Raw genomic sequence first — 12046 nt, 5'->3', positions numbered from 1 at the left:
TTTTGTTTTGCAGCCTCCGATTTGAATATTTCGACAGATTTAGATAGCCCCTTAGGATTTAATGAATTCGACGAGAACGATGATGACATCGTTGCGACGATACCGTGCTTATATTAAGTTAACATAAAATATATTATGTATACTAATGACAATGTTCACAAATCTATCAATAGCCATAACTGACAACCTTTGTTATGATGGGGAAGATTTAAATTGAAGATAAATTGGAAGTATGGAGGCGATTATGGTGAAAAATATGTGGAAAGTCTCATCCCTGCTAATGGTGAGTTTCATATGGGCACTTCTGTTCCCCGCATCCTCTTGGGCACACTCCAAGCTGGAGAGCAGCGTGCCTGCCGCTGATGCGATCATTAGCGAAGTCGTGGAGGAAGTGAGTCTGTCCTTCAATGAGAATATCGATGAGAACTTGAGCATTCTGAATGTGAAGAACGAGCAGGGGGAAGAGGTTGAGTTGGCTGAGGTCTCGGTGACCGGTGAGACGCTGAAGGGCGTTCTGGTTTCCCCGCTTCAGTCCGGCAGCTATACGGTGGACTACAAGATCGTAAGTGCTGACGGCCATCCTGTTGAAGACAGTTACCAATTCCAGGTTGACGTGCCGGAGCAGGAAACAGCTGCCGAAGCGCCGGATACTCCGGTTACCGGCGAGCCGCAGGAAGAGCCGGTGACGGATGAAACTTCAGAGCCAGCGACAGACGAAGCGCCTGCTGACGAGGCGGCGACCGATACATCCGGTGATCAAACGGCGTCGGAACAGGAAAATCCGGCAAGTGACAACGAGGGTCAGGGCGGATTTAACGTATGGATTGTCGTCGTTGTTGTCGCCGCTGTGCTGGTTGGTTATTTTGTAGTCAAGCTTTCCCGGAACAGGAAGTAAACCATGTATTATTGGCTGAGTGAACCGTTTCTGTATTTGGGTTATGCGATTTTGGCAGCAATAAGCGTGCTTGCAATTGTCCCGGACCGCTATAAGCCAAGACTGGCCGTTCCTGCCTGGCTGGGGCCGCTTGCCGCTCTGGCGGTGGCCGTCGGCGGTTTTATCCCGCTGCTGCGAATTGTGATGTTTTTCAAGTCAGATCTCGGTTTCTGGAAAGCCTTCAACAGCATCATGTTCCAGTTTCGTGAAGGGGAACAATATGCATGGCTGCTCGTGCTCGCCATCCTCATGGCTGTGCTGGCATGGATCGTGCAGCGGAATCCGCGTACGATCACACGGTTTCTGATGCTGCCTGCAGTGCTGGGCATGGCATGGGGGCTATCCGGATTCAACCATGCGGCGACGCTGTTTGACTGGCTGGGCCCGGTTGCTTTTCTCGGTCATTTTGCCGGCATGGCATTTTGGACAGGGACGCTGCTGCTTGTCGGATGGTTCAGTCTCGGATCGGATCGCTGGGACGCCTTTCTGAGATGGTTTCATCCGTTTGCCATCCTGTGCTTTGTCATCGTCATGGCCTCGGGCCTTTATCTGATGAGCGGGGTGGCCCCTGATCCGGTGAACAGCTGGGGCTTGTCTTACGGACAGGCGCTGCTGGTGAAGCATATTCTGATCCTGCCCCTGCTCGTGTTTGCCTTTGTCAACGGTGCTCTGATGAAGCGTAAGCTGCGGCGAGAAAGCTTTTACCGCCCTGCCTCATGGGCACGCAGCGAAGGGGTGCTGATCTGGCTGATCTATATCGTTACCGGATATATGAACCAGCAGGCAGCCCCCCATGAAGTGCCGGATACGCTCGCGATTTACGGGCCTGCTCCGACCTTTCTGTGGTTTCATTCCGGATTCCAGGAAGGCGCGCTGCTCTTGCAGTGGAGCTGGATCGGTATCGTTTGCCTGGCAGCAGGATTGGCGCTGCTCGGCGGTATCCTATACGCCTTCAAACGTAATAAAGGCCCGGCATTCGCGCTGCTCAGCAGCCTGGCTGCCATCGTGCTTCTGTACTGCGGCGTGATGTTCTCGATAACCGTATCCGCTTAAGAGGACCTTTCCGAGTTTCGACTCGGGAAGGTTTTTTTGCATGCTTTTCACAGCAGCCTGACTTATGATGCCGCGCTGTTTTTTTTTTTGTGAAAATATTTCCCTTATATGTATTTCATCCCCTGCCTCCTCGTATGTATAGAGCAGTGAAAAAAATCCCTTCGCTCATCGTCACCCCGCTAGGCAAATGCACATACGATACAGTGGTGAAGTCAAGGAAGTGGAGGGAGTTATTGTGGCTGTTATCAAAGCAAATTCAAGTGATATTGATCTTCTGGCAAGACTGATCCGGGCAGAGGCGGAAGGCGAGGGAGAGCAGGGAATGCTCATGGTCGGCAATGTTGGCGTGAACCGCATCCGTTCCAATTGCCTTGATTTTATGGATATCCGCAGCATGAGGGATATGGTATACCAGAGTCCGGGCGGATTCGAGGCCACGCAGAAGGGGTACTTTTACCAGAAGGCAAGGGAGCGGGACAAAGAGCTGGCCCAGAGAGTCATTAACGGCGAGCGAATCTGGCCGGCCTCCAACGCGCTGTGGTTCTTTCGCCCGGTGGGCGATTGTCCTCCTACCTGGTACAATCAGCAGCATTCCGGCCGATTTAAGGCGCATTGCTTCTTCATCCCGACTTACGAAGATTGTCCTGCCGTTTATTAATGGCTTGAACAACCGCTTCATGCGAAAGATATGACAAGGAGGTAATCCAGTTTTATGTACAACCACAGTGTTCCCCCGGTTCATTTTGTCAATCAGGTGCGTTATCCCGGCGTTCCTCAGCGGTCCGTCGCCGGCTATGCCGGCAATGTCCCGCCGCAGGTGCCAAGCGGAGCCCCGATTACCCCTGGTGGTGCGGTGCTGCCAACCCAGCAATTCGAGCAATCTTACATTGAGAACATTTTGCGCCTGAACCTCGGCAAGCAGGGCACCTTCTACATGACCTACGAGAACAACAGCCAGTGGAATGCCAAAGTGTTCACAGGCATCATCGAAGCTGCCGGCAGAGATCACATTATTATCAGCGAGCGTCAGACAGGAAGACGCGTCATTCTGCTGATGGTCAATCTGGACTACGTCGTATTCGACGAGCCGCTTACTTACCAATACCCTGGCCATGTGGGCACTCAGGGCGGAAGATAATCTCCAATCAAGCTGAACTCCGGATAGCGATCTATTCGGAGTTTTTCCGTACATACGAGCATTTTATGCGCAATCCGGACGCTATACGAAACCTTCAAGCCGCTCATTTCATAGACTATATCAATTCGGCGATATCAGGGGCTAAACCCAGGTATTCAAAAAATAGCCGCTAACAACGCGTTTTTATGTCATAAGACAAAGTTTGACTGTGTATCGTAGTTCTATATAATTATTTATATAGCTTGTATACGTCTCAAATAAGACAAGGAGATGATTTCATTGGGAAGTTGATGCGCGGTTCGGATACGCTGCAATGTGTGATCGCTTCACAAATTTTTAACAATCGAAGGAGGTGATCCTATTCGTCATGGCATGTTGCATGGCGGATAGGAGATCTATTGAGTGACCCCTTACCGAGTTTATTAAGTTTATTCTTGGTGTTTTTACTTGTATTTTTGAACGGTTTTTTTGTATCGGCAGAGCTGGCCTTCGTGAAAGTGAAGGGAAGCCGGATTGATGCACTGGCCGAGGAAGGGCATCGGAGAGCCCGATTTGCGCAGGGCATTCTGCAAAATCTTGACCGTGTGCTGTCCGCATGCCAATTGGGCATTACGCTAGTTACGCTTGGACTTGGCTGGATCGCCGAAAGAACGATTTTTGCCATGATTACGCCATGGTTTGGCGGGCTTGGATGGAGCGAGACGCTCATCCATATCATATCCCTGGTTATTGCATTTATGCTTATATCACTGATTCATGTCGTGTTTGGCGTGCTGGCCCCGAAATCGGTGGCGGCTCACAAGGCGGAGCGCATTACGCTGTTGTCTGCGATTCCGCTGAACCTGTTCTATAAAGGCATGTCGCCGCTGTTGTGGCTGGTCAATGGGCTATCCGGCGGACTGCTGAGCTTATTCCGGATGCAGCGCGTCGTGGAACGCAATGTGCATACGGAGGAAGAACTGCGGGATATGATGAAGGAAAGCAACGAAATCGGGCTGATTGACAACACGGAGATGGCGCTTGTTGACAACATCTTTGAGTTTGCCGATACGACCGCACGTGAAGTCATGATTCCCCGAACCGATATGATCTGTTTATACAATAATCTGTCCTTGGAAGAGAATATGAAGATTGCGCAAGAAGGCATGCGAACCCGTTATCCGGTATGTGATGAAGACAAGGACCATATTATCGGTTTTGTGCATATCAAGGATCTGATGCGCGGACTGGCGCATAACCAGATTTCATTGATTCGCCCGATTCTGGCTGTTCCCGAGTCGATGAAGATCAGCGAGCTGCTGAGAAGAATGCAGCGCAGCAAGACGCAGATCGCCATTCTGATTGACGAATACGGCGGCACCTCCGGCCTGGTGACCCTGGAGGACATTATGGAGGAGATTGTCGGCGAGATTCAGGATGAATTTGACGAGGAGCGGGAAGGTTTCGAGCAGATTGGTGAAGACGAGTTCTCCATTGACGGATTGATGCTGATTGATGAAATTAATGACCGTCTAGGTCTCCATGTGGATACAGATGATTATGATACCATCGGAGGATGGTTGTCTTCCCGTCTTGAAGTATTATTGCCGCAGAAAGGGCAGTCCATCTTGTATGAGGATTGTCTGTTCGAGGTAGAGGAGACGGATAACAAACGTATATCCCGAATCCGGGTGACAAGACAGCAGATGCTGCAGGAAGAAGCGGGAGCATAGATTGCTGTAGATGGAATTGATGAGAAAGATTGACATTTTATGTCGATCTTTCTTTTTTATATTAAATTAGTTTCAATATTTATATCAAATAATGAAAGAATAGATACTTTTTCGTCGAATAAGGATGTTAAAATATGGATGTTCCTATTAATGAAAGAAGGGTGATGTTATGTCCAAAGTGCGGAATCATACACGCATAGTCTCATCGGTGGCTCTCAGTGTACTGTTGAGTTTATCTCTGACCGGAGGGGCGTTTGCGGATTCAGCTTCAGACTTAGCACCAGGCGCCTTGACATCTCCGCCGCCAGTAGAGGCGGAATTTGTTCCGTTCGCAGCATTGAACGCGAACCTGTATTTATCGCATGGATCTTCTACGATCCGACAAGCCGGATCCAACCAGGTTCAGGTTACTGCCAGAACCTATGCTTATCAGACGGTTAATTCAGTAGGGGTCAACTACAACCTCCAGCGCTGGACAGGCACGGAATGGATCAATATTGCCAGTTTCTCCGACAGTGTGTCCAGCAGAAGCTCTTACGATGGACTACGGACATGGAGTGTGTCCCCAGGGTACTATTACCGGGCGCATACCGTACACTGGGTGAACCATGGCGGGACTTACGAATCAGCTACATACTACACGAATTCTGTCCTTATTCCTCTATAATTTCAGATGGCATGAAGCAGCAGGGCTGCCCCTTCCGGGGCAGCCCTGTGTCTTTATATAATCCGATGCCTCTATGATTCAGGTAGCGGCAGCCTGGCTCGCTTACATATTGTCCGCTCTCGGTTCCCGATAATAGTTGGTGGCTAATGGAAGCTGCTTATTGGATATTGTTGGCGATCTTGACCAGCTCTTCCTTGCTCACATCCCCGATGATAAAGTACACCACTTCGTTCATCATGAATTTGAGGCTGTTATAACGCCCTTCGCTGAAGGCAGCCTCAATGCCGGAATCGAGCTTCAGCTGGCTCGTTACTTCACCTGGCAGTGCTACCGAAGCCGAGTTGTCCAGACTGTACAGATGCACATATAGACGTTGGTCACCATTCGCATAATGAAGCGCCAGATCATACACCGGCTCCTCCTGAGCGGAGCCAAGGGCGCTCATCTCATCCAGCACATATCCTTCAGGCATATACCCGAACTCGGGAAGCGGAAATGCCAGTCGTTCCTTGATCTGCGCTTCTGTCAGATGATGATACTCGGTTGTCAATTCCTCAACAAATACATCTTCATCCGACTGTCCGTGATGCTGAACCATATCCGGCGGCGGCGCTGTGACTGCACCGTGTTCAGGGGCCGGGCTTTGCCGTCCGAACATCATATTGACAACACCGTCCCCCCAATTCTTGATCTGCTGGTAAAAGGGAGTTACCGCCTGCGTCATAGTGGGCGGGGAGAATAGAAATGCCCCGATTGCAACGGAAGCCGCAACAATACCGGTAAGCCGAAAGCGGCGGCGGCGCTGCTTCTTACGTTTAAGCTGATCAAGTTGCTGCTTGACCTGCTGCCATGATTGCCGTTTCGATTCTTCATCTGCAGCTATTGAAGAACGAGATGCTGCGCGTTCAAATGCTTGATCAAACTGTTCGTCAAAGCTACCTTCATATTTTTCGTTGCTCATCCAATTCACCCCACTCTCTATACAGCATCTTCTTCACAGATTCCCTGGCCCGGAACAGCCGCTGCTTCACGATATCTTCCCGGATGCCGAGCAGTTCCCCGATTTCCCGGTAGGACAGGCCATGCTTCCAGCGATATTCAATCAGAATGCGATATTCCGGCTTGAGCTGGTGCAAATACTGCTCGATGGATTCCTCCAACATGTTGGACTCCACCTGTTGTTCTACATTAATGGAAGAAACAACCATTTGCTCTTCATTAATAAAAACACGCTCAACATCGATTTGGTTACGGTATTTTTTATTTTTTCTTAAATAATTCATCGTTGAGTTCTTCGCAACGACTCGAAGCCATCCCCGCATCTTGCTTTCATTCTCAAATTCCGGCTTGCTTGTAATCACTTTCAGGAATGATTCTTGAATAATATCCTCGGCCGCAGCATGATCTCGAACAATATACAGGATCTGTCCATAGACCAGATCATAAAATTCGTAATAGATTTGTTCTTGCAAAGCTTCGCTCAGATCAGCGAATTCTGCTGCGAGCAGGAGCTGTAATCGGTTGGACACTCGATAATCTCCTCTCTGGCGTTCCCATCCTATTTCTTTCATCATTTTACATCAAGTTGTGTGAAAAAGCCCACCTCATTCTTATTAGAAAGCAAAGAAGCTTATACCAACGGATATGGACAAATAGGGTGGATCATTATTGAAATTTGGTTTGGTGTTGTCAACTTGAAGAAGGAGGGAAACAGGCCGAGACAAGTCATAATGGAAGCGAGAAACCGAGTGGAGGTGAAAGGGCGTGCTAATACATCCAGAAACAGCATCATCAGATCGCCGGTTCGGGATCATAGCGGTGGATGCGTGGGGTGGAATCCATCCCGAAAGGGGAGAGGAGCGCAGCGGAACTAGGGCGGATGACCAAGCCGAGCTTGGGACAGCCCTTGCCCGAATGAGAACAAAGGGCGAAGGGCTGTCTGACGCTCATGCACGATACACGATATAGAGCGAATGTTAACGGACTCCGTCAGGCTGGACAGCAGGGCTTGCCCATGGAATAAGCGGGTTTTATGCCCAATTGCCGTCGATAAAGACAGGCTCTTCCTTGCCGTCACGGGTAATGCCGGTAATGTTCAGATCCTTCGAGCCCATCATGAAATCGACATGGGTAATGCTGGAGTTCAGGCCGTGCTCCCGCAGCTGTTCCGGCGTCATCGTTTTGCCGCCCTCCAGATTGAAGGCATAGGCGCTGCCGATCGCCAGATGACAGGAGGCATTCTCGTCGAACAGCGTATTGTAGAACAGAATGCCGCTTTCCGAGATCGGGGAGCGGTACGGCACCAGCGCCACTTCTCCCAAAAAGTGTGAGCCTTCATCCATCGAGATGAGGCGGGCCAACGTATCCTGACCTTGCTCGGCAGAGAAGTCGACAATGCGGCCTTGCTCGAACGTCAGAGTGAAATTGTCGATAATGTTGCCGCCATAGCTTAGCGGTTTCGTGCTCCGCACCGTGCCGTTTACACCAGTCTTCAGCGGAGCGGTGAACACTTCTTCGGTCGGGATGTTGGCAACAAAGCGCTCGCCTTTCTCGTTATGGCTGCCCGCCTGCGCCCAAATATGGCCTTCCGGCAGCTCGATGGTCAGATCGGTTCCCTCGGATACAAAACGAAGCTTGTGATATTTCTTCCGGTTGAGCTCATCGGATTTCTTCTGCAGCGTGTCGATATGCTTCTCCCAGGCCGCGACCGGATCATCCAGATCAGCGCGAACCGCATGGAAGATCGCATCCCACAGCTTCTCGACCTGCTGTTCCTTCGGCACATCCGGGAACACTTTGGCAGCCCAATCCGGGGATGCAAAGGCGATGCCGGTCCAGCTCATCTTGTCGGCCTGCTGGTACTGACGGTACTTGGACATCGCTTCACCGTATGTACGCTGATACGTGGCAATGCGCTCCGGATCAACGCCTTTCAGCAGGTCCGGATTGGAGGAGAGGACAGTCAGGAACGCAGCACCCTGTTCAGCAAGCTCAGTGACCTCCTGGGCGTAATGCGTTGGCGCTTCCTTGAAAGACTCATCCGGTGCGAGGTCATAGCGGATGCGGTTGACGATTTCATCGCTATAATTCACTTTGACCAGCTTGGCACCGGCTTCGTATGCTTTTTTTACAATGAGACGAACGAGGGGAGCGGCTTCAATCAGCGCATTGACAACCAGCGTTTGCCCTGGCTGCACATTGGCGCCCACCTTGACGCCAAGCTCCGCGTATCGTTCCAGCTTCTCTTCAAAACTTGCCATGTTCATTCCTCCGTTATCCTTTTTCTATAATTAACCTAAGGTCAATTCATATTGATGTCGGGTCTAGGAAAGCAGCCATCCAGACAGAAGCTGAATGGCTGCCGCACCCTAGAGTACGCTGTTTAAAATGCCCAATTTCCTTTCAGGAATACAGGCTCCTTCTGACCGTCTGCCGTAATGCCGTATATATCCATATCCGCAGATCCGATCATGAAGTCCACATGGGTCACACTGGTATTCAGGCCGCGCTCCTGCAGCTGCTCATGATTCAGTCCCTTGCCGCCTTCGAGACAGAAGGCATAGGCGCTGCCGAGCGCAAGATGGTTGGAGGCATTCTCGTCAAATAAGGTGTTGTAGTATAAAATATTCGACTCCGAGATCGGGGATTGATGGGGAACGAGCGCAACCTCACCCAGATAACGGGCACCTTCGTCCATGGACAGCAGCTGCTCCAGCGTTTCCTGGCCGGTCTCGGCGGTGAAGCTGACCACCTTGCCATTCTCGAAGGTGAGCGAGAAATTGTCGATGATGTTGCCGGCATAGCTGAGCGGCTTCGTGCTGCGGACAGTGCCGTTCACGCCCGTCTTGAGCGGAGCGGTGAACACTTCCTCGGTCGGCATGTTGGCGACAAAGGCATGTCCCTTTTCGTTGATGCTGTCCCCTTGCGCCCAGATATGGCCTTCCGGCAGCTCGATCGTCAGATCGGTGCCCGGGGCGATGTAGTGCAGCTTCTTGTACTTCTTGGCATTCAGCACCGCGGATTTCTGATCCAGTGTCTCCAGATGCTTCGTCCAGGCGGCAACCGGATCAGGCTGATCGACGCGTACCGTATGGAAGATCGCGTTCCACAGCTTATCGACTTGCTCTTCCTTCGGAACATCGGGGAACACTTTGGCGGCCCATTCCGGAGAAGGAACGGCGATCAGACACCAGCTGAATTTGTCAGACTGCTGGTAGGCGCGATATTGCTTCAGCGCTTCGCCGCGGGTTTTGTAGAAGTTAGCGATGCGGCCGGATTCAATGCCATTCAGAAGGTCGGGATTCTCGGAGAGCACATGCAGCACAGCCGCTCCGTTCTCGACGAGCTCGGTCAGCTCGCCCGCCAGCCACTTAGGCGCTTCCGTAAACACATCATCTGCGGCTTTTTCGAACTGAAGCCGCGTGATCGCTTCATCGTTCCAGATCACCTTGACCAGCCGGGCACCCGCTTCATATGCCTTGTTGGCAATTAAACGGATAAAGTCTGCAGCAATGACAGGCGCGTGAACGACCAAGGTTTGACCTTTCTGGACGCCCACACCTACCTTTACTGCCAATTCGGCATACTTGTCCAGCGATGTATAGAAATCGGACATTTGGTACCCTCCAATACGAATATAGATTTTCCACCATATTATACTAGATGAATGTACATATTAAAAACATTAATGACAGACGCGCAAAAGTGTTATATTGTGTCTTATGGGTATGAACTGTTGAAGGAGGATGAAAAGGTGTCACAGATTCAAATTGAACGTGCCGGGATGCAGCGGGATGATGAGGATCATTTTATCGGATACACGATCTTTGCCTATGAAGGCCATGCTGAACCTTATGAAATTACGTTCCACAGCAAAGACGGGCGCAACTGGGATTACAGCCTGAATTTTGCGGACGAGCCCGGTCTGGAAGAGCAGTTCCTGGCCGTAGACGAGCTGATCGAGAACAATGACGACCTGTTTGACGATTTGCTGGATGCAGCGATTGAGGCGGGAGATCTGTAGTACATAGCGGAGCGTGACCTGCATCAAACAATTGAGCCATAGATAGCGCAAAAACCGTGCCTTCCCCTTTAAAGGTGAAAGCACGGTTTGTTTGTGAGCTTATGGCCGTACCCGCGGTGTCTGTCTCATCATCCGATGATAATCTTGCCCTCCGGATGACGATACAGATCCTTATGGTTGTGGCGGCTTAACGCATAGGCCAGCGTTAACGGCCCGAGCCGTCCGAGGAACATCAGCGACGAGACCGTTACCTTGCCGATATCCGACAGTTCGGGTGTCAGTCCCATGGACAGACCAGCGGTGGCAAAGGCCGATACCGCCTCGAACAGAATGATCAGGAAGTCACCCTGCTCCGTGACCGACAGGAACATGGAGGCGCCGACCAGCAGCAGCAGCGACAGGATCGTCAGCGTAATGGATTTATAAACGACCGCCTGAGCAATCCGGTTGCGAAACAGGACGACATCGCGTTTGCCCTGAATCATTGCCACCACAGCGCCGATCAGGATCGCAAAGGTAGTTACCTTGATTCCGCCGCCGGTCGAGCCTGGCGCAGCTCCGATGAACATCAGGATGACCATGAAGAACTGGGAGGACTGCTGCAGCCCTGATATGTCAATCGTGCTGACCCCGCCGGAACGGGGGGTGATCGATTGGAACAGGGAGGCCATCATTTTGACCGGAGTGGATAGCGGCCCAAGCGTTCTTGGATTGCTGAACTCCAGAATAAACAGCAGAACTGCACCGAGCACGATCAGGGTGGAGGTAACGGTCAGCACCACTTTGGAATGCAGGGAGATTTTGCGTGTCTTCGGATACTCAATCAGGTCGAAGATGACGATAAAGCCGATACCGCCGAGGAAGATCAGCGCCATCAAGACCAGGTTCACATACGGGTCTGCCACGTAAGCGGGAAATCCGCTGAAAGGCCCGTGATGGAGACCCATCAGATCAAAGCCCGCATTGTTGAAAATGGATATGCTCTGGAATATGCCCAGATACATCGCTTCAGACAACGGCATGTCCATGGCAAAGCGGATGGTCAGCAGGATTGCGCCTGCGGCTTCAATAATGATCGAGTAAATGAGCGCTCTTCGAATCAGATCCACGATACCGGACATCTGGGTATGTCCCATCGCTTCCTGCAGTATCATGCGCTCCCGCAGGGAGATGCGCCGGTTGAACATCAACGCTACCCACGTAGCCGATGTCATGAAGCCGAGTCCGCCGATCTGGATCAACAGCAGCAGCACGATCTGGCCGAAGAATGACCAATGGGTGCCGGTGTCCACCACGACCAGGCCGGTAACGCTTGTCGCCGATACGGCCGTGAACAGCGCATCGACGAACGGCGTGGATGTGCCGTCCGAGGAGGCGATAGGCAGCTTGAGCAGAAAGGTGCCGATCAGCACGATCGCTGCAAAGCCGAGAGCCAGAAATTTAGGCGGGCTTAAAGGTTTGCGTAAATGGTTCTTTTTTTTCATGTCGTCAGGTCCTTTATTGATATTATTGCAAAAGC

General features: G+C 51.3%; 12 protein-coding genes. 7 read left to right on the top strand and 5 right to left on the bottom strand.

The features are described 5' to 3' along the window. The first annotated feature begins 244 nt into the window (after nucleotides 1–244). The 6 genes from MKX64_RS23055 (at nucleotide 245) to MKX64_RS23030 (ending at nucleotide 5504) form a co-directional block, all read left to right on the top strand. Nucleotides 245–895, top strand: coding sequence for a copper resistance CopC family protein (locus tag MKX64_RS23055; protein WP_341037576.1), 651 nt, complete (start codon nucleotides 245–247; stop codon nucleotides 893–895). 3 nt (nucleotides 896–898) lie between these two features. Next, nucleotides 899–1987 carry a copper resistance D family protein gene (locus tag MKX64_RS23050; RefSeq protein ID WP_341037574.1) on the top strand — a complete coding sequence of 363 codons (1089 nt, stop codon included), beginning with the start codon at nucleotides 899–901 and terminating at the stop codon, nucleotides 1985–1987. Nucleotides 1988–2222: 235 nt separating this feature from the next. Further along, on the top strand, nucleotides 2223–2645 hold the full coding sequence (locus tag MKX64_RS23045; RefSeq protein ID WP_095266532.1) for a cell wall hydrolase: 423 nt from the start codon (nucleotides 2223–2225) through the stop codon (nucleotides 2643–2645). Between the two features lie 54 nt (nucleotides 2646–2699). Then, on the top strand, nucleotides 2700–3125 hold the full coding sequence (gene gerQ / locus MKX64_RS23040; protein WP_095266531.1) for a spore coat protein GerQ: 426 nt from the start codon (nucleotides 2700–2702) through the stop codon (nucleotides 3123–3125). Between the two features lie 398 nt (nucleotides 3126–3523). Then, complete coding sequence (locus MKX64_RS23035; protein ID WP_095398453.1) at nucleotides 3524–4837, top strand: hemolysin family protein; 1314 nt, start codon at nucleotides 3524–3526, stop codon at nucleotides 4835–4837. A gap of 169 nt (nucleotides 4838–5006) precedes the next feature. Beyond that, the gene (locus MKX64_RS23030; RefSeq protein WP_095266529.1) at nucleotides 5007–5504 is read left to right on the top strand and encodes a hypothetical protein; all 498 of its coding nucleotides are present in this window, start codon (nucleotides 5007–5009) and stop codon (nucleotides 5502–5504) included. A gap of 157 nt (nucleotides 5505–5661) precedes the next feature. Here MKX64_RS23030 and MKX64_RS23025 read toward each other — a convergent pair whose 3' ends face one another. The 4 genes from MKX64_RS23025 to MKX64_RS23010 form a co-directional block, all read right to left on the bottom strand. Continuing rightward, complete coding sequence (locus MKX64_RS23025; protein ID WP_095266528.1) at nucleotides 5662–6465, bottom strand: DUF4367 domain-containing protein; 804 nt, start codon at nucleotides 6463–6465, stop codon at nucleotides 5662–5664. Further along, complete coding sequence (locus MKX64_RS23020; RefSeq protein ID WP_095398451.1) at nucleotides 6446–7033, bottom strand: RNA polymerase sigma factor; 588 nt, start codon at nucleotides 7031–7033, stop codon at nucleotides 6446–6448. The genes MKX64_RS23025 and MKX64_RS23020 overlap by 20 nt, the downstream gene beginning before the upstream one ends. A gap of 501 nt (nucleotides 7034–7534) precedes the next feature. Then, nucleotides 7535–8764: an aminopeptidase gene (locus tag MKX64_RS23015; RefSeq protein WP_341037569.1), complete on the bottom strand. Its 1230-nt coding sequence runs from the start codon at nucleotides 8762–8764 to the stop codon at nucleotides 7535–7537. Between the two features lie 122 nt (nucleotides 8765–8886). Continuing rightward, nucleotides 8887–10119, bottom strand: a complete 1233-nt coding sequence (locus tag MKX64_RS23010) for an aminopeptidase (protein ID WP_095398450.1) — start codon at nucleotides 10117–10119, stop codon at nucleotides 8887–8889. A 138-nt stretch (nucleotides 10120–10257) separates the two neighbouring features. Here MKX64_RS23010 and MKX64_RS23005 point away from each other — a divergent pair, with 138 nt between their 5' ends. Beyond that, nucleotides 10258–10527: a hypothetical protein gene (locus MKX64_RS23005; protein ID WP_095266524.1), complete on the top strand. Its 270-nt coding sequence runs from the start codon at nucleotides 10258–10260 to the stop codon at nucleotides 10525–10527. Between the two features lie 128 nt (nucleotides 10528–10655). Here the strand turns inward: MKX64_RS23005 and MKX64_RS23000 are convergent, their stop codons facing one another. Continuing rightward, nucleotides 10656–12011: a TrkH family potassium uptake protein gene (locus MKX64_RS23000; RefSeq protein WP_095266523.1), complete on the bottom strand. Its 1356-nt coding sequence runs from the start codon at nucleotides 12009–12011 to the stop codon at nucleotides 10656–10658. Nucleotides 12012–12046 lie beyond the last annotated feature (35 nt).

Source organism: Paenibacillus sp. FSL M8-0334, from assembly GCF_038000405.1.
Lineage (GTDB): Bacteria > Bacillota > Bacilli > Paenibacillales > Paenibacillaceae > Paenibacillus_AQ > Paenibacillus_AQ campinasensis.
This window is presented reverse-complemented; position numbering and strand designations above follow the sequence as displayed.

What these genes read in the sequence shown, in the direction of transcription:
- MKX64_RS23055 (WP_341037576.1), top strand. Translation starts at nt 245, where the DNA reads ATGGTGAAAAATATGTGGAAAGTCTCATCCCTGCTAATGGTGAGTTTC.
- MKX64_RS23050 (WP_341037574.1), top strand. Translation starts at nt 899, where the DNA reads ATGTATTATTGGCTGAGTGAACCGTTTCTGTATTTGGGTTATGCGATT.
- gerQ (WP_095266531.1), top strand. Translation starts at nt 2,700, where the DNA reads ATGTACAACCACAGTGTTCCCCCGGTTCATTTTGTCAATCAGGTGCGT.
- MKX64_RS23030 (WP_095266529.1), top strand. Translation starts at nt 5,007, where the DNA reads ATGTCCAAAGTGCGGAATCATACACGCATAGTCTCATCGGTGGCTCTC.
- MKX64_RS23025 (WP_095266528.1), bottom strand. Translation starts at nt 6,465, where the DNA reads ATGAGCAACGAAAAATATGAAGGTAGCTTTGACGAACAGTTTGATCAA.
- MKX64_RS23015 (WP_341037569.1), bottom strand. Translation starts at nt 8,764, where the DNA reads ATGGCAAGTTTTGAAGAGAAGCTGGAACGATACGCGGAGCTTGGCGTC.
- MKX64_RS23010 (WP_095398450.1), bottom strand. Translation starts at nt 10,119, where the DNA reads ATGTCCGATTTCTATACATCGCTGGACAAGTATGCCGAATTGGCAGTA.
- MKX64_RS23000 (WP_095266523.1), bottom strand. Translation starts at nt 12,011, where the DNA reads ATGAAAAAAAAGAACCATTTACGCAAACCTTTAAGCCCGCCTAAATTT.